The 21,862-nt window shown below is 48.5% G+C and carries 17 protein-coding genes; 3 read left to right on the top strand and 14 right to left on the bottom strand.

What is annotated here, in order from left to right:
• Positions 1-23: 23 nt before the first annotated feature.
• On the bottom strand, positions 24-2,108 hold the full coding sequence (gene fusA / locus ACHZCY_RS12090) for an elongation factor G (protein ID WP_319549063.1): 2,085 nt from the start codon (positions 2,106-2,108) through the stop codon (positions 24-26).
• A 275-nt stretch (positions 2,109-2,383) separates the two neighbouring features.
• A complete protein-coding gene (locus tag ACHZCY_RS12095) occupies positions 2,384-3,586 on the bottom strand; it encodes an MFS transporter (RefSeq protein WP_205221723.1) in 1,203 nt (400 codons plus the stop codon).
• Between the two features lie 176 nt (positions 3,587-3,762).
• Between ACHZCY_RS12095 and ACHZCY_RS12100 the strand changes: the two genes are divergently transcribed.
• A complete protein-coding gene (locus ACHZCY_RS12100) occupies positions 3,763-6,297 on the top strand; it encodes a bifunctional aconitate hydratase 2/2-methylisocitrate dehydratase (protein ID WP_319549064.1) in 2,535 nt (844 codons plus the stop codon).
• A gap of 45 nt (positions 6,298-6,342) precedes the next feature.
• Here the strand turns inward: ACHZCY_RS12100 and lipA are convergent, their stop codons facing one another.
• The 9 genes from lipA to rbr all read right to left on the bottom strand — a co-directional run bounded on the left by lipA (position 6,343) and on the right by rbr (position 15,237).
• A complete protein-coding gene (gene lipA, locus ACHZCY_RS12105) occupies positions 6,343-7,233 on the bottom strand; it encodes a lipoyl synthase (protein ID WP_319549065.1) in 891 nt (296 codons plus the stop codon).
• 3 nt (positions 7,234-7,236) lie between these two features.
• Entirely contained in the window at positions 7,237-7,914 is a 678-nt protein-coding gene (lipB, locus tag ACHZCY_RS12110) for a lipoyl(octanoyl) transferase LipB (protein WP_319550217.1), read from the bottom strand.
• A gap of 11 nt (positions 7,915-7,925) precedes the next feature.
• On the bottom strand, positions 7,926-9,401 hold the full coding sequence (gene gcvPB, locus ACHZCY_RS12115; RefSeq protein ID WP_319549066.1) for an aminomethyl-transferring glycine dehydrogenase subunit GcvPB: 1,476 nt from the start codon (positions 9,399-9,401) through the stop codon (positions 7,926-7,928).
• Positions 9,398-10,732, bottom strand: a complete 1,335-nt coding sequence (gcvPA, locus tag ACHZCY_RS12120; RefSeq protein ID WP_319549067.1) for an aminomethyl-transferring glycine dehydrogenase subunit GcvPA — start codon at positions 10,730-10,732, stop codon at positions 9,398-9,400. The genes gcvPB and gcvPA overlap by 4 nt, the downstream gene beginning before the upstream one ends.
• Positions 10,733-10,737: 5 nt before the next feature.
• A complete protein-coding gene (gene gcvH / locus ACHZCY_RS12125) occupies positions 10,738-11,133 on the bottom strand; it encodes a glycine cleavage system protein GcvH (RefSeq protein ID WP_205221717.1) in 396 nt (131 codons plus the stop codon).
• Positions 11,134-11,245: 112 nt separating this feature from the next.
• Positions 11,246-12,529 carry an aminomethyltransferase family protein gene (locus tag ACHZCY_RS12130; RefSeq protein ID WP_319549068.1) on the bottom strand — a complete coding sequence of 428 codons (1,284 nt, stop codon included), beginning with the start codon at positions 12,527-12,529 and terminating at the stop codon, positions 11,246-11,248.
• A gap of 51 nt (positions 12,530-12,580) precedes the next feature.
• Positions 12,581-13,024: an Lrp/AsnC family transcriptional regulator gene (locus ACHZCY_RS12135; protein WP_205221715.1), complete on the bottom strand. Its 444-nt coding sequence runs from the start codon at positions 13,022-13,024 to the stop codon at positions 12,581-12,583.
• A gap of 501 nt (positions 13,025-13,525) precedes the next feature.
• Positions 13,526-14,026 (bottom strand): thiol peroxidase, encoded by a 501-nt coding sequence (gene tpx / locus ACHZCY_RS12140; protein WP_319549069.1) that lies wholly within the window; start codon positions 14,024-14,026, stop codon positions 13,526-13,528.
• A 635-nt stretch (positions 14,027-14,661) separates the two neighbouring features.
• Entirely contained in the window at positions 14,662-15,237 is a 576-nt protein-coding gene (gene rbr, locus ACHZCY_RS12145) for a rubrerythrin (RefSeq protein WP_205221713.1), read from the bottom strand.
• 252 nt (positions 15,238-15,489) lie between these two features.
• Here rbr and ACHZCY_RS12150 point away from each other — a divergent pair, with 252 nt between their 5' ends.
• Positions 15,490-15,627: a hypothetical protein gene (locus ACHZCY_RS12150; protein WP_319549070.1), complete on the top strand. Its 138-nt coding sequence runs from the start codon at positions 15,490-15,492 to the stop codon at positions 15,625-15,627.
• A gap of 199 nt (positions 15,628-15,826) precedes the next feature.
• On the opposite strand, the gene ACHZCY_RS12155 is transcribed toward ACHZCY_RS12150, so the two are convergent.
• A complete protein-coding gene (locus tag ACHZCY_RS12155; RefSeq protein ID WP_319549071.1) occupies positions 15,827-16,738 on the bottom strand; it encodes an ADP-ribosylglycohydrolase family protein in 912 nt (303 codons plus the stop codon).
• Positions 16,739-16,948: 210 nt separating this feature from the next.
• Between ACHZCY_RS12155 and ACHZCY_RS12160 the strand changes: the two genes are divergently transcribed.
• Positions 16,949-18,667: a methyl-accepting chemotaxis protein gene (locus ACHZCY_RS12160; protein ID WP_319549072.1), complete on the top strand. Its 1,719-nt coding sequence runs from the start codon at positions 16,949-16,951 to the stop codon at positions 18,665-18,667.
• A gap of 126 nt (positions 18,668-18,793) precedes the next feature.
• On the opposite strand, the gene ACHZCY_RS12165 is transcribed toward ACHZCY_RS12160, so the two are convergent.
• Positions 18,794-19,711, bottom strand: a complete 918-nt coding sequence (locus tag ACHZCY_RS12165) for a selenium metabolism-associated LysR family transcriptional regulator (protein ID WP_319549073.1) — start codon at positions 19,709-19,711, stop codon at positions 18,794-18,796.
• Between the two features lie 342 nt (positions 19,712-20,053).
• Entirely contained in the window at positions 20,054-21,862 is a 1,809-nt protein-coding gene (gene recD / locus ACHZCY_RS12170; protein WP_319549074.1) for an exodeoxyribonuclease V subunit alpha, read from the bottom strand.

Here is a 21,862-nt window from a genome sequence, read left to right on the forward strand (position 1 = left end):
TTAGATCACAGTACCCATCAAGGTTACGAATCTTTTTTCTGTTCTTGAAATGCTTTAATTAAGTCATCACTGATGCTCTTGGGTACCTGCTTATAGGTCGAGAATTCCATTGTGAATTCTGCCTTACCCTGGGTCAGAGAGCGTAGAGTGGTTGAGTAGCCGAACATTTCAGAGAGCGGAATCTCTGCTTCGACCACAGTGTAGTTCCCTTCCTCAAAAGTACCGATGATCACACCCCGGCGCTGGTTAAGGCTACCCATAACTGCACCCTGAAATTCTGAGGGACCTTCAACCGCCACCTTCATGATAGGCTCCATGATAACCGGGTTAGCCTTTGCATAACCCTGCTTGAAACCGCCAATGGAAGCCATCTGGAAGGCAACATCAGAAGAGTCGACAGCATGAAAACTACCGTCATTTATAACGGCTCTGATTCCAGTGATCGGGGACCCTGTTAATGTACCCTTAGCGAGGGATTTTTGAAAGCCCTTATCACAGGAGGTGATAAATTCTCTAGGAATGACACCACCGACAATATTATCAACGAATTCGTAGTCGCTTTCTTCGATAGGCTCGAGGTATCCTGCAACTCGACCAAACTGACCGGAACCACCGGTTTGTTTTTTGTGGGTGTAGTCGAATTCTGCTTTTTGGAGGATGGTTTCCCGGTAGGCTACCTGTGGAGCGCCTACTTCTACTTCAGCCTTGTATTCACGCTTCATACGTTCGATGTAGACCTCGAGATGAAGCTCGCCCATACCGGAAATAATGGTTTCGTTGGTTTCGTGGTCGACGAAGGTTTTAAAGGTCGGGTCTTCTTTTGTGAACCGGTTAAGCGCTTTGGACATGTTGACCTGAGCCTTATTGTCCACTGGATTGATTGCCAAAGAGATAACTGGAGCAGGCACGTGCATGGAGCTCATCGACCAATTGAGCCCACCGCTGCAGAAGGTGTCGCCGGATGCGCAATCAACACCAAACAGGGCAATAATGTCACCGGAACCAGCGCTTTCGATCTCTTCCATCTCGTCGGCGTGCATACGTACCAGGCGGCCGATTTTGACCTTCTTGCCCGTACGGCTGTTGATCATGGTGTCGCCTTTGTTGATTGTTCCCTGGTAGGTACGAATATAGGTGAGCTGCCCATAGCGTCCATCTTCGAGTTTGAACGCCAAGGCTACCATTTTGTCATCAGGGTCGTTGGATACCGCGATTTCCTCTTCTCCATTATCGAGATCAAGGGCGATGTTTTCAATGTCGGTTGGACAAGGAAGGTATCCGTTAACTGCATCCAGGAGTAGCTGCACTCCTTTGTTCTTGTAGGCGGATCCGATAAGGACCGGAGTAAGTTCAAGAGCCAGTGTGCCCTTGCGGATGGCTTCATGGATCATCTCTTCCGGGATCGCTTCCTCTTCAAGCATGGCTTCCATGAGGTCATCGGAAAACATGGAAACCGCATCGAGCAGTTCCTCACGTTTTTCTTCGGCATCATCTCTCAGATTGTCAGGGATTTCTTCGATGCGAATATTTTCTCCCTGGTCACCGTCAAAATAAACGGCTTTCATGGTTACCAGGTCGATTATCCCTTCCATATCGTTTTCCAAACCGATGGGCAACTGCATCATGATAGCGTTTAAATCGAGTTTGTCTCGGAGCTGGCCGGTAACCCTGAACGGATTTGCCCCGGTACGGTCGCATTTGTTGATAAAAGCAATGCGTGGAACTTTATAGCGGGTCATCTGGCGGTTGACTGTGATGGATTGAGATTGTACGCCACCAACTGAACAGAGAATGAGGACTGCGCCGTCAAGCACCCGCAAGGCTCTTTCCACCTCAATGGTAAAATCAACGTGACCAGGGGTGTCGATGATGTTGATATCATGGTCTTTCCAGTTGCAGTAAGTAGCTGCAGACTGAATGGTGATACCGCGCTCTTTTTCCAGCTCCATGGAGTCCATGGTGGCGCCGACGCCATCCTTGCCACGTACTTCATGAATAGCATGGATTCGCTGGGTATAAAACAGTACACGCTCGGTCAGGGTGGTTTTTCCTGAGTCAATATGGGCACTGATGCCTATGTTACGTACCTTGCTTAAATCTTTTTTCATTACGCCGTCCTCGGTTGCTGCTTGCAGGCCGCCAGATCATTCTGATGAAATTAACAGTTAAATAAAAAAGGAGTCACAGTGGGCCTGCAACTCCTTGTTTCGTTCGCCTAAAAAAGGTCTGCAGGGTTAGGAGAAAACCCTGAAAAGTAACACCTGGCTCTGTTGGTATAAATAAGCCCGTTGTTACTCTGGTTGTATTTTGCAAGAAAAATCGCTCAATATAGTGGTAAAAAAAAAGTTTGTAAAGAGAATAATGTAAAATGTTATTTTTAACGCTAGATTGACAATTTAGGCTCTTGCGTGCCTTTGCGAGGCAGGGTCAGGATGAAGGGAATGGCGCCTAGGCCCAGGCCCGCACTGAGAAGAAAGGTCTGGCCAAGGCCGATAAAGTCTGCAATTGCGCCAACCGCCACAACTACTGCTGAGCGTGATAAAAAGGAAATCATCATAAAAAAACCGTTGGCAGTGGCCGGGTTTTGATGCGCATGTTCCTGAACCATAGCTAACATTACCGGAGTTGTGGAGAGGAGGGTGAACCCCAATCCGAAAAGGGTAAGGAACTTGAGCCAGATGGGCGTTATTATAATAAACAAAAATAATAACGGTGGAGCTGACAGCAGGGAAAAGAGCAACATGTTGCGGCGGCCGAATGTATCACTCAGCGGACCGATGGTGAGGGCGCCAATAACTCCTGCAGCCTCATAAACGGTGAGGCTGATTCCAGCCAGCCACAGGTTGCCTGTGTCTTGATTGACAAAGGTTGGCAGAAAGGTCGCCCCGGAAGCATGCATGAAGCCGCGAAAAATAAGAATGCCGGAAAGCGGCTTCAGGATATGACGTGATTCTTTCCATGCCCTTTTCATGGATGGGGGAGAGGTCGCGGCACGAGGCGGCAGGGGCATGTTGCGGAGTCGGAAGTAAAGCAGCAATGAGGCCGCGATGCCGATGGTCATAAGGGGGGAGATATGTTCAAGCCCCACCAGGGAAACGGCACCAATAGCTACCAGTGGCCCGACTGTACGCGCCAGTTCGCCTCCGGTCATATAAAAACTCATGCCAAGGCCTTTGCGTTGTCCGGCAAAACGGTAAATAAGGACAGGCGCGGGAACATGAAAAAGGGCGGCGCTGATGCCTGCTATAAATAAAAGGACGACCAGGCTTGCGTATCCGGGGGCAACGCCAATGAGGCTCATTGTGATTGCCGTTAGCCCGGGGGCAACTATTATAAAATAACGGACGCACACCTTATCTGCCAGAATACCGAGATAAGGGTTCATAAGGGCAGGTATTTGGGTGACGGTTGTGAGAAAGCCCGCCTGCGTGAGCGACATGGAGAGTTTTTCAATTAACAGAGGGAGGAGCGGAGCCAGGAAACTGGAGTACGCATCATGGATAAAATGACAAACAGAAATGGTGAGTACCTTCGCCAGCTGAAACGGCTGGTTTAAGATCTCTTGATTTTGGTCTTGGGAGCGCATAGTCAACCTGTGGGTGAAGGGGTGTTGAAAAATAGTTCTTGCTCACCGTATATCTATGAAGAAAAAGGGCAATAAAAATAGTGTGCTGCAGTGTGAAAAGTTGAGGCTACGCAATGTCAGGCATCTGTTTTCGGAGTCTGGGGTATGGAAAAAAACGCTAATAGAAGGTATCTCTAATGGATAGTGAGTACAACGAAAGGGTAGTGCATAAGAAAAAATTCAACACAGGTGAGCAATCAATGCTTGAAAGTTATAAAATAGCTGAAGAAGGACGGCTGCAAAAAGGGTTGCCGCCGCTTCCTCTGAGCCCTGAGCAGGTCGCGGCAGTCACAGAGCTTTTGATGGAGGAGCATGGTGAAAGTCTTTATCTCCTTGAGCTGCTTGCCCAAAGAGTAGAGCCGGGCGTCAGTAAAGCAGCAGAGATCAAAGCTGCTTGGCTTGAGCGAGTTGTCCGGGGAGAGGTTGTTGTCAGTCACCTGTCAGCTGATGCTGCCATTGAGATGTTGGCCTCCATGGAAGGGGGGTACAATGTTGCTGCGCTCATCAGGTTGCTTAAAGCTGATGACACGAGTGCGAAGGCCGCCGTTGCCTTACGGGGGCTGATTAAAATTTATGATGCTTTGCAGGAAATAATAACGCTTGCAAAAGAGAATAGTCATGCCCGGGAGCTTTTACAGTCATGGGCTGCGGCGGAGTGGTTTACCTGCCGTCCCGAGTTACCCAGAAAAATCGTCTTGACCGTCTATAAAGTTGATGGAGAAATCAATACAGATGATTTTTCACCAGGCAACCAGGCACAGTCACGGGCTGATATCCCTTTGCACGCGACGTATTTTGGTAAAACCAGATTTGCCGACGGCGTGGAAACCATCCAGTCGTTTCGAGCTCAAGGAAAGCGGGTCTGCTTTGCAGGCGATGTGGTTGGGACTGGATCTTCCAGAAAGTCGGCCATTAATTCCATGGCCTGGCACATTGGTGAGGCAATCCCTTTTCTCCCCAATAAAAAAAGCGGTGGTGTCATCCTTGGCGGAGCCATTGCCCCAATTTTTTACGCCACCGCACGTGATGCAGGAATGTTGCCGGTTGAGTGTGATGTCACCGGGCTCAAGACCGGAGATGAAGTGGTGATTAATCTGCAGAGCTGGTCCATGCAGACAAGTGGTGGGCAGGTTGTTGCTATGAAAGACGCACCAGCTACCCTGCTTGATGAGTACCGCGCCGGAGGTCGCTTGAATCTCATCATTGGCCGTAATTTGATGCTCTCAGCCTGTGAGGCGCTCGGTGTTACTCCCCCTGTTTTGTTTAAGGAAGTTGAAAATCCTCAACCGGTTCCAGGCCAGGGGTATACGCTGGGGCAAAAAATGATTGGTCGTGCATGCGGCTGTGAGGGCGTTCTTCCCGGAACTGTCTGTGAACCTGCTATGACAACGGTGGGTTCCCAGGATACAACCGGTCCGATGACCATGCAGGAAATAGCTGAATTAGCCTGTTTGAAATTTAAAGCCGATTTGTTCATGCAGTCTTTCTGTCATACAGCTGCCTATCCCAAAGCCTCTGATGTGGAACGGTGGCAAGTGATGACGGAGACTACCATTGAATGCGGGGGCCTGGCTCTTAAACCAGGTGATGGTGTGATCCATAGCTGGCTGAATAAGATGCTTGTCCCCGATACTGTGGGCACTGGTGGCGACTCCCATACCCGATTCCCTTTGGGTATCTCTTTTCCCGCCGGTTCAGGTCTGGTTGCCTTTGCCGCGGCGCTTGGTTTTATGCCCCTTGAAATGCCGGAGTCTGTGCTGGTGCGCTTCCACGGTAAGAGACTGCCGGGGATATCCGTGCGCGATATGGTCAATGCCATCCCGTATCAAGCAATCCAGCAAGGATTGTTGACAGTGGATAAAAAGGGAAAGAAGAATATCTTTGCGGGCACGATTCTGGAGATTGAAGGCGTTGATGATTTAAGTGTAGAGGAAGCATTTGAGCTGGCCGATGCCTCGGCAGAAAGGAGCGCCGCAGCCTGTACTCTGGCAATGCCTCTTGAGGCGGTAGTCAAGAATGTTAAGGAGAACGTGGCGCTTTTGAAGCAGCTGGTGAATGACGGTTACCAATCGCAGGAAGCCATTGAACGTCGGATTGCAGTGCTGGAAGGGTGGTTGGAAGAGCCGGATCTTTTAACCCGCGACAAGCATGCTGAATATAAAACTGTACTTGAAATTGACCTGGAACAGATTACCCAGCCCCTGCTTGCCTGTCCCAATGACCCAGACGATGTCCGCCAACTTGAGGAAGTGGCAGGAACTGCTGTTGACGAGGCTTTTATCGGCTCCTGTATGACACATCTTGGTCATCACCGGACTGCGACCAAGCTTTTTGCCGGAGAACCGTATGCTGCCGGCAGGACCTGGGTAGCCCCGGCAACCCGCATGGATCGGGATCAGTTGCAGGTGGAAGGCGGACTGAATGTGTATGCACAGGTCGGGGCAAGGATTGAAATTCCAGGCTGCAGCCTGTGCATGGGCAACCAGGCAAGGGTAAAGCCCGGGGCAACGGTTGTCTCTACTTCAACCCGTAATTTTAATAATAGATTGGGTGATGGCGCTCAAGTATTTCTTGGATCTGCGGAGGTGACGGCAATCAGTGCACTGACAGGTGTCTTGCCGACTGTTGATGCGTATTTTGCTTTTTTAAAGAAAAAAGGACTGGTGGACTAGTCGGGTTGGTGGTGGTCCCTTTTTGCTAAGCGCACTGCAGCTTGCTCAGGAAGCTGCAGCCGGTTTTTTGGCGGCTAGAGTGTAGAGTTCTTCCGCTTGATAGGAACTACGCACAAAAGGGGCTGCTGCAACGCCTGCAAATCCTAAATGCAGGGCCTGTTGTTTTAACAGTTCAAATTTTTCCGGTGACAGGTAGTGTTCAACAGCAAGGTGATCTTTTGACGGTTGGAGGTACTGGCCCAGGGTGAGGATGTCGCAACGAGCATCTGCAAGATCGGTAAAGGCTGTTTGCAGTTCCTCTATAGTTTCGCCAAGGCCGACCATCATGCCCGATTTTGTTATCATGGTCACCTGCTTTTCCTTCACCTTTCGGAGCAGTTCCAGTGATCGGTGATAGACTGCCTGTGGACGTACGGTTGGGTAGAGGCGCTTGATGGTTTCCAGGTTATGGTTAAGTACGTCAGGTTTGGCTTCGATAATGGCATCCAAAGCATCCCAGTTACCTTGCAGGTCCGGGATAAGGACTTCGATCAGCGTATCCGGGCTCAATTCACGTATCGCTTCTATTGTCTGTGCAAAGTGGTGGGCACCTCCGTCAGGCATATCATCCCTGGTCACGGAGGTGATCACAGCATAGCGTAGCTCCATGGTTTTTACAGCCTGGGCAACTCTTGTGGGTTCATCGTTTTCAGGAGGTCCCAGCGCACCGTGCTGGACGGCACAGAACCTGCAATTTCTGGTGCAATGATCGCCTAGAATCATGAAGGTAGCTGTTCCCTTGCCATAGCATTCAAACTGATTGGGACACATGGCTTCCTGGCAGACAGTTGCCAGGTGGTTTTTCTTTACCAGTTGCCGTATTTTTTCGTAGTTTGGTCCTGAAGGCAGTTTTCGCCTGAGCCAAGGTGGTTTCCCGCTTTTTTTTATTTCTTCCATTTCTTATGCGTTGGTTGCCACCAGTTCTGTCAGGGGGGTATCCTCAAACTGAAGATCAAGCAAGGTGGCAAGGTGTTTTTTGAGGTGGAATTTCACCTTTTTCAGGTCAAGGGGGGTGCCTGTTTCTTGTGCCAAGGAGGTCATTTTCGTGTCAGTCAGACCGCACGGATTTATCCAGGAAAACGGTTCCAGGTCTATGTTGACATTGAGCGCCAAGCCATGGAAGGTCACGCCGTGACGAATGGCAATGCCGATGCTGCCCATTTTTCGATCGCCGACCCATATGCCATGGTTCCGTTCATTTCGGCAAGCACTCACGCCTGCATCCTCAGCACTGCGTAACATCACTTCTTCAAGCAGGGAAACATACTCGCTGACCGAAATACGTTTGTCGCGTAAGCTGAAAATGGGGTAGAGAACAAGTTGGCCCGGAGCGTGATAGGTGATGTCACCACCACGCTCGATATGGACCAGGTCGATACCCTGCCGGTTGAGAAAATCGGTGCTGACTCCAAGGTGTTGCTTACCGCCTCTTTTGCCTAGCGTAAAGACCGATGGGTGCTCCAGTATGAGGAAATAGCCCTTCTCGGCTTGTCCTCTGCACAGCGTGACCAGCCGGGTCTGGAGGGCGTACGCCTGCTGGTAGTCGATCAGGCCAAGCTCAACCCAGGCAGGATGCATCACTGTCCTTCTTACTCGGCAGGGAGGGTTGGCCCGATAAGGCATGGACAACGGGCAGCATGTGTCTCGTCCAGACGCCTGACCTTGCTGATTTGAGGGGCGTTACGCAGCTTGTCTGGTTCCTCTTTGGCTTCCCTGGCGATTTCCTTCATGGTGGCAATGAATTGATCGATATCCTCTTTGCATTCAGTCTCTGTCGGTTCGATCATTATCGCCCCATGGACAATCAGAGGGAAATAAATTGTCGGCGGATGAAAACCGTAATCGATGAGTCTTTTGGCCATGTCCAGCGTCGTTACCTTATAGTCTTTCTGGAGTTGGTCACTGAAAACACATTCATGCATGCATGGTTGTGGATACGGCAGGTGGAAGGTGTCCTTGAGCTGTTCCCGGATATAATTCGCATTGAGTACTGCTAACTGGCTGGCCTTACGTAATCCTTCCGCCCCCATGGAAAGGATGTAGCTGTAGGCGCGGACCAGCACTCCGAAATTGCCATGGAAACTATGGACCCTGCCTATGGAATCTTTACGGTCTTGTTCCAAACGGTAAACATCGCCGTCTTTCCAGGCACGGGGAACGGGTAAGAAGGGCTCCAGCTCTTTGGTGACGCACACAGGGCCGGCTCCTGGTCCGCCACCGCCATGGGGTGTGGAAAAAGTTTTGTGCAGATTGAGATGGAGGACATCGACCCCGCATTTTTTCATGTCTGCCACCCCAAGGACGGCATTCATGTTAGCACCATCCCCATAGACAAGGCCGCCTTTGGCATGGACGATGTCGGCAATTTGCCTGACTTGGCCTTCAAACAGCCCCAGGGTGTTGGGGTTGGTCAGCATGATGCCGGCTGTTTCTTCATCCATCAGTTCGCGGACATCAGCCGCATCCAGCATGCCGTTTTCGTTAGATTTGAGAGCAATGGCTCGGTAGCCGCAAAGTGCTGCAGAGGCAGGATTGGTTCCGTGAGCCGTGTCCGGGATGAGAATCTTGGTTCGTTTGGAATCGTGGCTTTGGTGATAGGCGTTGAAAATCAACATCCCTGTCAGCTCACCGTGGGCACCGGCAGCTGGTTGAAGAGAGACCGCGTCCAGGCCGGTTATGTCGGCAAGATAGTTTTGCAGTTCATACATGATTTGCAGAACACCTTGGGAGTATTGGTCGTCAAGCATGGGGTGTGCTGCTGCAAGTTGTGGTGTGGCAGCTTGCTTTTCATTGATTTTTGGATTGTACTTCATCGTGCATGAGCCCAGTGGGTACATGCCGCTGTCCACTCCGAAATTCCATTGAGAGAGGCGGGTGTAATGCCGTACCACATCAACTTCACTCAGGTCGGGAAAATCTACGGGTGTACCTGTCAGCTCCTCGTCTAAAGGCGCTTGCGGTACATCACTGTGGGGAATGGACATGCCTTTTCTGCCTTTTTTTCCTTTTTCCCAGAGCAGTGGCTCGTCCAGGATCAGGCCGCTGGTTCCTACGCCATTTTTCATGATTGCACCTCGTCTGCTACTCTGTCCATGTCCTGTCGGGACGTGGTTTCTGTTATTCCGAAGAGATATCGTCCCTTAAGCTCTGGATACAGCTTGCTAAGTTCCAAACCGGCGACAATGCCTTGCTCAAGCAAACGTTGATGGGCGGGTTGAAAGTCGTGAGGAAATTCAACGACAAATTCATTAAAAGTCGGGGCTTCAAAAAAAAGGCGCGCGCCTCGAGCAATGAGAGCATTTTTCAAGTACTGGGCTTTATCATAGTTGAGGCGGGACAGTTCACGCAGGCCGGTGCCGCCAAGCGAAGCCATATACATACCGGCGGTCATAGCACAAATGCCCTGGTTGGAACAAATATTGGAAGTTGCCTTTTCCCTGCGTATATGCTGTTCCCTGGTTGCCAGGGTCAATACATAACCACGCTTGCCGTCCAGGTCCTTAGTTTCGCCTACAAGGCGACCGGGAAGGTTCCTGGTAAAGGGTTGCCTGCAGCCGAACATTCCCAGCCCCGGACCGCCAAAGGAACGGGCGAGGCCGAAGCTCTGCCCCTCACCACAGACAATATCCGCCCCGCATTTTCCTGGGTTTTTGAGCAGGCCATACGCCAGTGGTTCCGAAAAACAGGTAATGAACAGAGCCTGCTGCTCATGGATTGCCTGGGCAGCGCCGGCAAGATCCTCTATCACGCCAAAAAAATTGGGGGACTGGAGCGCAACCGCTGCAACATCTTGCAGGCCAGAAAGCCCACTGAGATCAGTACGACCGTCTTCCAGGTAAGGCAGTTCGATCAACTCAAATTCTGTGGGGTGCAGGTAGGCCGCTGCGGTTGCTCTGTAGTGCGGGTGGATGGCTGCAGAAACAGCTACTTTGGTTTTCTTTTTGCCTATCCTCAGTCCCATTAAAAGTGCCTCGGCAAAAGCGGAAGCGCCATCATACATGGAGGCGTTGACAACATCCATACCCAACAGGCGAGCGGTAAGGGTCTGGTACTCGAAGATACCCTGCAGTGTTCCCTGGGCCATCTCTGGCTGATAAGGGGTGTAGGCAGTCAAGAACTCAGATCGACTCATCAGGGCTTTGACCGTTTCCGGGATGTGGTGATGGTTGCTACCCGCTCCGATCAGGACCTTGAAGTTTTGGTCAACCTTCATGGTTTGCGCAATTGCCTGCATATGATCGTTCAACTCCCACTCCGTTTTCGGTTCGGGGAGCTGCCATTCATTGGTCATGCGGCAGGAGTCGGGGATGCCGGAAAAGAGATCCTCCAGACTCTTGTTGCCTGTCACCTGCAGCATTGCTGTTATGTCTTCCTGGGTGTGAGGGAGGTATCGCATGGTGCTTATCCTTTGAGAAGGTCCATGTAAGCAGAGGCAGAAAGCAGTTGGTCGTATTCCTCTGGAGTGCTTGGTTTAATTTCGATCATCCAGCTATTGTAAGGATCTTCATTAACGAGTTCGGGGGAATCGTCCAGCTCCTCATTGATGGCAATAACCTCTCCGCTCATGGGAATATAGAGTTCGGAGACAGCTTTCACCGACTCCAGCGTGCCGAATTCATCACCTTTGTTGAAGGTGTCGCCGACAGTAGGAAGTTCTGCAAAGACAATGTCTCCAAGCTGATCCTGGGCATAATCACTTACGCCGATTTTAATGGTTTCCCCTGTCTTTTGGGCCCATTCGTGATCTTCTGTATAACCGAGGTTCTCGGGTAAATTTAATTCGTTTAATTCTTTCATAGGGTTTACCTCCAGGCAGTATTAATTAGGATGAAGCAAGGCCGGTTGTTCCTGTCTGGGTAAAACAGGGCTTAGTTTGATGAATGTACTAATATTGTAGATAAAAACAGCGTTATAATGAAGGAATCATTTTGGTCACCGGTCTGCGTGCAGTGCGACCGGGTCGAATATCCTCCCTTATCTCTACCTTTAGCTTACGCTTACCGTCTGTCAAGATTACCTGGGTGCCGGCATCGAGCTTGGTGTTGATTTTAACAAATCCGCAACAGAGGCCTTTTGGCTGAAAATCTTCAGGTTTGCCTTCTTCTTCGCTACTTGCCAGACTGATGATCGCGTGGTTAACACGGTCAATGGCCATGTCGGTTGTACAGGTCAAGGGGATGCCGAGGATGTTGCCATCAAGGTCTGTGACTTTACTTTTTTCGCCCAGCGGAATTTTTCTCAGATCATACCCTGCAAAGGGAAGGGTCCAAGCGGATGAAGCCATGCTTTCCAGCATTTCTCTTCCCACGAAATTTTTAGTAAAGCTGTTGCTATCCGGATCACGGGGCAGAGTGAACAACCACGGATTATCGGCAAAGGGCCAGTCGCCGATATCTTGATGGGAGAGCGGTAGACCTGCGCCTGACCTGAGGGAATCTCTTGCAGCCAAACCACAAGGGATAAGTCCTTCTTCTTTGCCGGCCTCAAGAAGTTGTTGCCACAGTGATGTAATGTGTTGTGGCGCAACAAAGAGTTCAAAGCCAAATTCACCCGTATACCCTGTTCTTGATACCATGAGCGGGGTGTTGTCGAGTAGTTCGGCCTGGAGGAAGGGTAGTTTGTTTTGGTCAAAGGAACCTTTAAAGGAAAAGTAGATCATTTTATCAAACAACACTGCCGGGTCTTTTATAATTTTGGCAAGGATTCGACCGGAAGCAGGTCCCTGGATATCCATCTTGCCTACTTGGTCGGTAAGGTCATGAACATTTACCTGTTCATCTGGAAGCACGTGGTCGGCAAGGTGCGTTTGTATGGTTTTCCCCATGGCTGCATTGACAACCAGCATGTAGTCGTTGTCGGTGAACTGGTAGACGATGGCATCATCAATTACTCCGCCTTCCTGGTTAAGAAAAATGCCATAGACACACCTGCCGGCGACCAGAGGTGTTTTGTTTTGGCCGATACAGGCATCAATGTCTTTGGTAAAGCAACGCTGGATGAGGGTCCTTCCATCTTTACCGTTAATGGTCAGGACTGCCATGTGGCTGGTATCAAATAACCCGGCAGTATTGATTACGGCAAGGTGTTCAGCTTTAGCCCCGGCAGGATACCAGAGAGGCATCTCATAGGAGCCGAATTCTCCCATGTTTGCACCTTGAGAACAGTGCCAGCTGTGAAGAGGTGTTGTTTTCATTTGCAACTCCTTATGATTAATGGTGGCAAACAGTTCTATCCAAAGGATAGCTCAGCCGGGTAAGGGTACTTTGAGATTAAAGCTCTTGTAGACAACAAAAGTCTCAACAGACCGTACGTTTTTTATGGTGGCAACTTCCTCGGTAAAAAATTCAAGCAGGCCGAAGTCATTTCTTAGCATGACGGTTACTATCAGGTCAAACCGACCCGTAACAACGCAGACAGAGATGACACCCTTAAGCTTGCTGAATTCTTCTCCTTTTTTGACCAGATCCATGTCTTTTACCTGTACCCCCACCATCACAACCTGTTGGTCCGGAAGGGCCTCTGGATTGACCAGACCGTTGATCGACAGAATTCCTTCCTCAATGAGTTTCCTGATGCGTGTTCGTACGGTACCTTCGGCAAGGGAGAGTTTGTCAGCAATGGTTTTATAGGGCACCCGGCCATCTTTCAGGTGATTGATGATGGCTATATTGATCGGATCTATTTTCATGGAAAATGGTTGGGCAAACAGTTTTATAATGCATAATAATTAAGAAATACTGCTGAATATGTCAATGAAGATGTCAAAAAATGAGTATTTCGATGGTTGGGGGCCGTGCTAAGACGGTTTGGGGGCACAGGTAGTCCGAAGGGAGGAACTTTTTGATTGAAAACGAAAAACAGATTGTTAATTGTAGGATTACTTTTTAATTAATAATATCAATTATTTGAGTTTAAAGTGAAAAAGGTCGTGAGAGATTCGGGGTAGGGCTGTTACTTGCGATCAGGCCTGTTTTATCTTTAGGATATGTAAAGAGTTCGTCATCGGTAACGACGTTCGGAGAAAATGACAAATTTACTCAGTCTGCAGGTTGTAGGTGCTTGGAAAGAGGTCTCTGGTTGAGGAGGGGATGGGGGAGCAGGAATGAGAAAGTGTTCCTCCAAAAAAGGGCACCTTGCCTCGTTCCGGTCGGCCCTTGTCGGGCCGACCGGAAAGGGAGGTCGGTATTGATTAGCCAAGTGCTGCAAGGGCAGCGTCATAATTCGGTTCTTCTGTAATTTCAGGCACTTGCTCCGAGTATGCTACATCGCCTTTTTCGTCGACTACAACAACAGCCCGCGAGAGCAGACCTGCAATGGGACCGGTTGTAATGGTAACACCGTAATCGTTGCCAAAAGCAGGTGAACGAAAAACAGAAACAGGTACGACATTATCAAGTCCGTCAACCTCACAGAATCTTTGGTGAGCAAAAGGAAGGTCGGCAGATACGCAGAGAACAACAGTATTGTCGTTTTGAGAAGCAATCTCGTTGAAGCGTCTTACAGAAGCGGCACAGACGGATGTGTCGATGCTTGGAAAGATGTTGAGTACTACCTTTTTGCCACTGAAATCGCTGAGAGAAACGTCCGACAGGTCTGTTTTTACAAGAGTAAAGGCCGGTGCTGCAGCCCCCTGTGCGGGAAGGTTGCCGACGGTTTCAATAGCGTTACCCTGTAAGGTGATCTGGGCCATAGTAGGTCTCCTTGATTGTGTTTATATGAAATGAAAAAGCAAGAAAAACGTTCTCAATATACTGCTGATGTATACAGTAGTATGTTCTTGTTGAGAATCATAATTTGTTGCATAGAGTAATCATTCTCTTTAAGCTGTAAAGTGTTGGCGTAATTTTTTTAAAAAAAGATAACGCCTTAAAATTATGAGCAAAGAAAACTCATCGCTATGTAATGTAAAATATGATCAAACCCTGAAAAGGGTGACTATGAAAGTCACCTTGCTTAACGTTGCTGAACAGTGACAGGTAGAGATGAAGGCGAAGCTATTTGTTTTATAACCACACGCTGATCTCCTGGACGGAGATCAGCGGTAACCCAAATTTCTCATGAACTTTTTGGTTTCAAATTCAATTAATTGATATTGTTAAACAAAATACAATTTGTACTGTTAACAGTGTGTTTTTTGTTTTTAATCAAAAAGTTCCCCCTTTGGGTCAAGTGATTTTTCCGCAGGATTTACGTTACAAGCCACTTGCGGTAGTTTACTCTAGGAGTCTACCTTACCTGCTGCGCGGCTTGTGCCTTACCCTGTGAAAAACTTTATTGATGAGAAATCCGGGTAAAAGTCCCACCAAAAGATAGTATTTTTACAAACTACCAGTTTTCTCCGAGCAGCTCAAAGTGAGCCTGTGGGTGATCACAGGCTGGACAAACCTCTGGAGCATCGTTGCCGGTATGAAGGTATCCACAGTTGCGGCAGCGCCAGGTGACCTTTTCCTGCCGTGAAAAGACGATACCATTGTCTATATTGGCTCTCAGGTCCTGGTATCTTTTTTCATGCTGCTTTTCGGCAACGGCAATTGCCATAAAAATGGATGCGATATCGGGGAAACCCTCCTCTTTAGCCGTTGCCGCGAATTCGGGATACATAACAGTATGCTCGTAGTTCTCCCCTTGGGCAGCTTCAGTCAGGTTTTCTGCAGTTGTACCGATGACCCCAGCAGGGAAGGCCGCATTAATTTCGACCTCTCCGCCCTCAAGGAGTTTAAACAGCCGTTTGGCATGTTCTTTTTCCTGGTTGGCGGTTTCTTCGAAAATAGATGAAATTTGAACATAACCTTCTTTTTTGGCCACGGAAGCAAAGTAGGTATAACGGTTTCTTGCCTGTGATTCGCCGCAAAAGGCAGTGAGAATGTTTTTTTCAGTTTGTGTTCCTTTGAGTTTTGTCATGTTTTTCTCCTTAGTTGTTGGGCAGTGCAATAAGATTACTAGTGTGTTTAGCAAGGTGGTTTGAACAAGAACTGATCCTTGCTGTTAGATTGTCTATGTGAACGACCACCGAACAGTTCTCATGAATAGCTGGATTTTGTCGATGAGTCTGACCAATGTTTTTCCGATTGTCCGGAAGGTGCATGGCATTCAGTGTCTGCCGGTAAAAAATCGGTATTCCTCTCTTCTTATGGTGTCACATTGGAAATGGCAATGTTAATCACCGGAACCTGCAAAATGGGCGTGGTTTTCGGGGGGCTCCATGCGCTGGTAGATCACTTTCAGCCCACCGGTTCTGCCGTTCTTTTCAAAACCATGTCATTAGGTGTTGGATATTCTTCATGGGCATAGAGAAAAAGAGTTGAAAAATATAGTAATGAGCAGCCCTTTTTGAACAACGAAACAAGATGCGCAGACTGCTGAAATAAAACTTCCCGCCACGAATAAAAAGCCACCCTATTTTATTATATAAGCAGTAACTAAGATAGTGGATAAGCGGGGATACCTCAACCAATTTGCATCATTTTTTTGCCTGCTGGAGAAAGGGCTGTTAACCCCTCTTTTCCTGCTTGAGTAGCGATAAGAGCTGTTGGTGTTTATTCAAACCTGTTAGCCATTCGTTCGGGATGGCCTGACTCCCCAAGTAGGCGCCCAAGAGCATCCCTGCTGTAAGTCCACGTGCGGCAGAATCCCCTCCTGCCATGACATTGGCGATAAGTGCCGCCTGTAGATCGTTTTCATATTTTACTACGAGATGCACTGCGCCGGGAAGGGCAGAGGCGATTGTACAGGCTTGGCCGAAATCCTTTATAACTTTTTCCGTTTCCTTCCCTTGGGTATCCAGAGCGGACCGAATACGGTTGTCAAGATCAAGGTCATTTACTCCCTCGTTAAGCGCTTCTTCCATGGCTGCCACAGGCGATAAGCCGTGAAGAATGTTATACGCCGACCGGGCAATGAAAACAGCACCGCTAATAGTTGCCGGATGATTGTGGGTCATACTTGTTTGCTGGGTAGCTGCCTCTACCAGATGTTCTTGGTCGTTTTGATACCAGAAAACAAGGGGGGCGATCCTTGCTGCCCCGCCAAGATCCGTGGAAGAGGAGCCACATGACTCAGGAACACCATTTTTTTGCAGATTTGCCAGGGTGGTTTTTGTAGCCGTATCTATATAACCATTGTAATCGACAAAGAGCTGCTGCCAAAGAGTAGAAAATGCCTGCAGGTCAAATCCGTTGTGTTGGGAAAGAGAGGTGAGCAATGTAAATGCCTGGTCACCGTAATGGGTAAAATCGCCTTGCTGCTTGTGCTGGTGATAAGAAGTGGGCAGCGGAGCGATGAGCTTATCTACCAAACCGAACTGGTTGGTGATTTCATTGGTATCATATATCCAGTGAGCTCCCAGGGCAAGAGAGTCAGCGGTAAAAGAGGCCAGTACCATTGAAGCAGCTTTGTCATTCATAATGTTCTCCATGGGCATATGCGGTGTCAGTCATTAGATATGATCTATGGAGAAATAAATAGGACTGCTCTAAAGAATTGTCAAATGTGAGGATGACGGGGAAGAGTATTCTTGAAAGAAGCGTTTTATTTTTGACCTTTGGTTGGTGTAAGTGATTTACTTCAACTAACAGTTCCATTTTTTTTCAATATTTTTGCTAAGGATAATCCTGTGAAATTCCGTGATCTCTCAATCAAGTGGAAAATGTTGGTTTTGGCCCTTACCGGTCCCATACTTATTGCTGTAGTCCTTGCTGCACAACGGACAGCCGATATTCGATCCAGTGCAGAACGTACTGTTGTCGACAAAAGTAAGGCCATTGTACTTATGGCCGAGGCGACGAGAAACGAAATGTCGAAAAAACTCGACATGGGCGTCATCAAACCTTTTGCAGAGATTCCACCGAACAAGGTGATCCAGGCTGTCCCGGTGGTGACCGCTATCCAAGCAGCAGCGGTTAATGCTGAAAAGTCAGGCTATACCTTTCGGGTCCCCAAAGTGAGTCCCCGAAATTCAAACAATGAGCCAACTCCTTATGAACTGGCTATCCTCGAAGAGATCAAGGCAAAAAATCTCAAAGACAAGATCATTATCACTGACAATGAAATCCGTTATTTCAAACCGATTAAACTCACCAAGGAATGTTTGTTCTGCCATGGAGACCCGAAGGGGAGCAAAGATCCCACCGGAGGTACTTTGGAAGGGTGGAAGGTCGGTGAAATTCATGGAGCATTCGAAATTATCAGTTCTTTGGATGCTGTTAATAAGGAGGTAAGAAGCACGACTGTTTCTATCATAATCTGGACTTTGGGGATTATTCTCTTTTGTTCCCTGGTAACATGGTTATTGCTTGATCGCCACGTACTTAAACCGTTACGATCAACCTCCAGTGAAATCAGTAAAGTGGTAGGTAAAGATTTGACAGGTTCCATGCAGGTGATGAGTAAGGATGAATTCGGCACCATTAACCGGGAACTGGGTGAGATGAAAAAAGAACTGCAGGGGGTAATGCAGGGTATCTCACAGTCGGCAGATCATCTTGAAGAAAATTCGTCGGAACTCAATCACGCTGCAGATGATTTATCAAGCGGTAGCGATGAGATGAAATCGCGCTCCATGAGCGTTGCCGCTGCGGCAGAAGAGATGAGTACAAATATGAGTTCCGTAGCAGCCGCAACCGAAGAAGCCTCTACCAATATCAGCCTTGTAGCAGAAGCAACAGAAGGGATGGCACGTACACTTGCCGATATTGTAAAAAATACAGAAAATGCGCAACGGATTACTACCATTGCGGTGAAGGAAGCCGAGTCGGCCTCTGCCAAGGTGAATGAGCTTGGAGGAGCAGCTTCAACAATCGGCAAGGTGACGGAGACCATCACAGAGATATCGGAACAAACCAACTTGCTCGCTCTTAATGCAACCATAGAAGCTGCACGTGCAGGAGAGGCCGGCAAAGGATTTGCTGTGGTAGCCAATGAGATTAAAGACCTGGCTCATCAAACGGCTATAGCAACCGAAGAAATTCGAAATCAGATAAATAATATTCAAACCTCTACATCGGAAACCATCGGCCAAATTGGACAAATCACCAGCGTTATTAACGAAGTTAATGAAACGGTCCAGGTGATTGTCAGTGCTGTTGAAGAACAGAACCAGACAACGGTAGAAATTGCCGAAAATATTTCTCAGGCAACCCTTGGCATTCAGGAGGTCACGGAAAATGTTGGTCAGAGTTCTGTGGTTGCAGATGAGGTGGCCAAGGATATTCAGACGGTAAGTAGCAACTCCGGTGAAGTTGCGCAGCAAAGCAATGAGATGAACCGTCGTGCAGCGCGCCTGGCGCAACTGGCAAGTGAACTACGCTCCATGATCAGCGAGTTTAAGGTCTGATCCTTTTATTAAGGGCGGGCATTGGGAATCATTGCCATTTAACCTGGAAAAATCCGGATTGATATGTTGGGTGATAGGGTTTGCAATGACATGCCTGGCAATCTGATAAAGGTTGTCAGGCTTTTTTTACTCTTTTAGGCGACTTGATTGTTTGTGTAATTTTTTTATTAAAAAGGTAGTGAAAGCCGCTGCTATGGGTGTGAGTTCTCTGTTTTTTCTTTGAATCAGGTAAAAGGGACGTTCCATGGGCTCGTTATCAAGCGTCAGCCCGACAAGGGTACCATTCTTGATTTCTTCGGCTACTGCTTTTTTGGAGAGAATGGATATGCCAAGCCCTGCCTTAACAGCCTCTTTGACAGCAGCCGTTGAGCCGATAGTCGCGATTTCGAAAACATTTTTTTCCTTGATCCCTTTATTTTCTAAAATCTTGGCCACCACTTTGCGGGTCCCGGATCCTTGTTCACGGTGAATAAAAGGATGCTGCAGTATTTCTGCAACTGCGACGTTTTTCTTCTGGGCAAGTGGAGAATTGGCCGGGACGATGATGAGCAGCTCGTCCATATAGAGTGCATGCCAGTCAAGGGCTTTATCGTTCCAGGCAGCGCCGATAATGCCTATATCATACGTGCCTTCGATAACTTTTTGCGCAATGCTTTTTGAGTTGGCAATATTGATATCCACTTTCACCTCACTGTAGGTTGCGAGAAAAGCAGCAAGAGAGCAGGGAAGAATGTAGGTCCCGGGGATTGTGCTGGCCCCGATAATGATGCGTCCTTTGAGATGACCGCTAAACTCTTCGATGGCCTCTAATGATGCTTGCTGGAGGCGAATAATTTTCAGTGCATAGGAGTAAAATAACTGACCAACTGGTGTTGCTTCGACATGCCTGCCAAGCCGGTCAAAGAGTTTTTGTCCCAATTGTTCCTCAAGGTTTCGAATATGTTCGCTGACAGTGGGCTGGGAGATCATTGCCCATTGGGATGCCTTGGTAAAACTCTTATACTCAACGACTTTGCAAAATACTTCGAGTTTTCTGATGTCCATATTCTGTTGACCGGCGAAGAGGAGGTTGATGGAAAGTGATGAGTGCAAATAAAAGTACGACGAATTGGAAGTAAAAACCAATGCTACCCGGATTTCTTATCAGTTCAGGCGGTGCCGGGTTCAATGTTTTTAGTAGTAAATCATAGTGGGCCACCGGAGTCTACGTTTACCTTTTACTGCCAAAATACTGAAGAAGATGGTACCGCCTGGACCGACCTTTGGTGAGTAGTTTGATTAATTTTATATCTGATTCGTTTTTAAAAGCATCAGTTTGAAATTAATAGTTTTTTCTGAAAATGACAAGATGCTCATGAGAAATTTGGGTTAAAAGAAAAAGAAGAGTCAGGGGTGATGTAGTTTTTTGTGCAGGCCTGAAAAACGAATGGCAGGACGAAGAACAGCGACTTTCAGGAGCTCCAGGTTTGTTTGGATGGTGAGGCTTTTTCGAGCGCGCGTTATCCCGGTATAGAGCATCTCTTTGGTCAAGAGTGGAGTGTCAACGTTTGGAAGCACCAGCAGCACATTGTCAAACTCAGAACCTTGGGATTTATGAATAGTAATGGCATACCCTGTTTGATGTTGCGGTAGCCGTAAGCGCGAAAAATTACGTAATGTTCCATCCGGCTGCGGAAACCAACCGTACAGTTCGCCTGTCGAATCCGGCCAGAGTATACCTGTATCTCCATTGAAAAGCCCCAGGGCGTAGTCATTTTTGAGGATCATGACCGGGCGGCCTGCATAATCGCCTCCCTCAGGCGTAATACATTTGTGCTGATATAAAATCGATTCTACCTCGTAATTGAGCGTCTCAACCCCTTGTTTTCCCTTATGTAGAGCACAAAGAATTCGGGCGTGATTAAAGTGGGCCAGGGCATCCTCTGGTGTCTGTGCTGTGAACAGAGGGGAAAAGTGACGGAGGACAAACTGTTGCAGATGTGGAGCCTGAGTATCTGAGTCTTGCTGCTCAACAAGCTGTATGTCCAGGTCGCCATACTCTGCGGTACAGCATCTATCGATTATGGTTGTATTCTGTCTGTTGATAGCGGATGCAAGTGTACCGATTCCTGAGGAAGCATCGAAACGATGACTTTGCTGCAGCTGGACCAGACAGTCGTCCATGGGCGTGGCCATGGACGATGCCTTGTGGGTTTGACCGGTTATCGCCACCAGGAGTTGTTTGATTTCTTCCGACCAGGCGGGCGTTTTCGGACCACATATATCGGCAAACAGGTTGCCTGCCTCCACTGAAGCCAATTGATCCTTGTCGCCGAAGAGGATTAGTCTGCAGGTAGGCGGAAGGGCATCAAGTACAGCTGCCATAAGGGGGATGTCGATCATTGATGCCTCGTCAATGAGCAGCAGATCCAGGTGGAGCTGATTATGTTTATTATGCAGAAACCTGCCAGAGTGATGATGGTATCTGAGCAGTCTGTGCAGGGTAAGTGCTTCTTCTGGAAAGTTTACCGCAAGATGCTGAGGAAGACTTTTTTTCGCCTGCAGGAGTGATTCCTTCAATCTGGCTGCAGCTTTTCCGGTTGGTGCTGCCAGGCTTATCCGGGTGGAGCCTGGATGCAGAGCTGCCTGTGCGGCCAGTATACGTGCTGCGGTGTATGTTTTGCCTGTGCCTGGTCCTCCTGATACTACCAGCAGGTGCTTGATCAGGCTAAGCGCTACTGCAGCGCACTGCCAGTCAGGGGCTGTATTCGGTTGGGTGGCGGGGAAAAGTGTTTGGATGGTCTGCTGTGCTTTGTTCAGGTCAACCTGGTCAACAGGATGACAGCGCTGCTGCAGATGATGGGTAATGGTATTTTCATACAAGAGATAGCGGTGGAGGTACAGATTGCCATGTCCATCCAGGATCAGTGGTGCTGCTGCCTCTGGTGTACCGACAACTGCAGTGGCCATCAGCGCTGCTTTGATTTTGGCTGGAGTTGTTTGAGGGAAGAGCTTCAACCGATTGATTGATTGGGTTAACTGGTTGAGTGGCAGGCAGACATGCCCTTCGGCAACGGCCTTGCTGGCAAAGGCTGTGGCAAGGGGGAGAACAGTTCGGGTATCCTTGCCACTGAGTCGATGTAAAAAAAGTCCGGCCTGGACATCGATTGCGCGAAAGGTGCCGTTGTGTTGCAGCTGGTACAGGATTTTGTCCAT

Source organism: Desulfogranum marinum (assembly GCF_963675105.2).
Lineage (GTDB): Bacteria > Desulfobacterota > Desulfobulbia > Desulfobulbales > Desulfobulbaceae > Desulfogranum > Desulfogranum marinum.

Bases quoted from the DNA above. Each gene is read 5' to 3' on its own strand.
- fusA (WP_319549063.1), bottom strand. From the start codon at position 2,108: ATGAAAAAAGATTTAAGCAAGGTACGTAACATAGGCATCAGTGCCCAT.
- ACHZCY_RS12095 (WP_205221723.1), bottom strand. From the start codon at position 3,586: ATGCGCTCCCAAGACCAAAATCAAGAGATCTTAAACCAGCCGTTTCAG.
- ACHZCY_RS12100 (WP_319549064.1), top strand. From the start codon at position 3,763: ATGGATAGTGAGTACAACGAAAGGGTAGTGCATAAGAAAAAATTCAAC.
- lipA (WP_319549065.1), bottom strand. From the start codon at position 7,233: ATGGAAGAAATAAAAAAAAGCGGGAAACCACCTTGGCTCAGGCGAAAA.
- lipB (WP_319550217.1), bottom strand. From the start codon at position 7,914: ATGCATCCTGCCTGGGTTGAGCTTGGCCTGATCGACTACCAGCAGGCG.
- gcvPB (WP_319549066.1), bottom strand. From the start codon at position 9,401: ATGAAAAATGGCGTAGGAACCAGCGGCCTGATCCTGGACGAGCCACTG.
- gcvPA (WP_319549067.1), bottom strand. From the start codon at position 10,732: ATGCGATACCTCCCTCACACCCAGGAAGACATAACAGCAATGCTGCAG.
- gcvH (WP_205221717.1), bottom strand. From the start codon at position 11,133: ATGAAAGAATTAAACGAATTAAATTTACCCGAGAACCTCGGTTATACA.
- ACHZCY_RS12130 (WP_319549068.1), bottom strand. From the start codon at position 12,529: ATGAAAACAACACCTCTTCACAGCTGGCACTGTTCTCAAGGTGCAAAC.
- ACHZCY_RS12135 (WP_205221715.1), bottom strand. From the start codon at position 13,024: ATGAAAATAGATCCGATCAATATAGCCATCATCAATCACCTGAAAGAT.
- tpx (WP_319549069.1), bottom strand. From the start codon at position 14,026: ATGGCCCAGATCACCTTACAGGGTAACGCTATTGAAACCGTCGGCAAC.
- rbr (WP_205221713.1), bottom strand. From the start codon at position 15,237: ATGACAAAACTCAAAGGAACACAAACTGAAAAAAACATTCTCACTGCC.
- ACHZCY_RS12150 (WP_319549070.1), top strand. From the start codon at position 15,490: ATGTTAATCACCGGAACCTGCAAAATGGGCGTGGTTTTCGGGGGGCTC.
- ACHZCY_RS12155 (WP_319549071.1), bottom strand. From the start codon at position 16,738: ATGAATGACAAAGCTGCTTCAATGGTACTGGCCTCTTTTACCGCTGAC.
- ACHZCY_RS12165 (WP_319549073.1), bottom strand. From the start codon at position 19,711: ATGGACATCAGAAAACTCGAAGTATTTTGCAAAGTCGTTGAGTATAAG.
- recD (WP_319549074.1), bottom strand. From the start codon at position 21,862: ATGGACAAAATCCTGTACCAGCTGCAACACAACGGCACCTTTCGCGCA.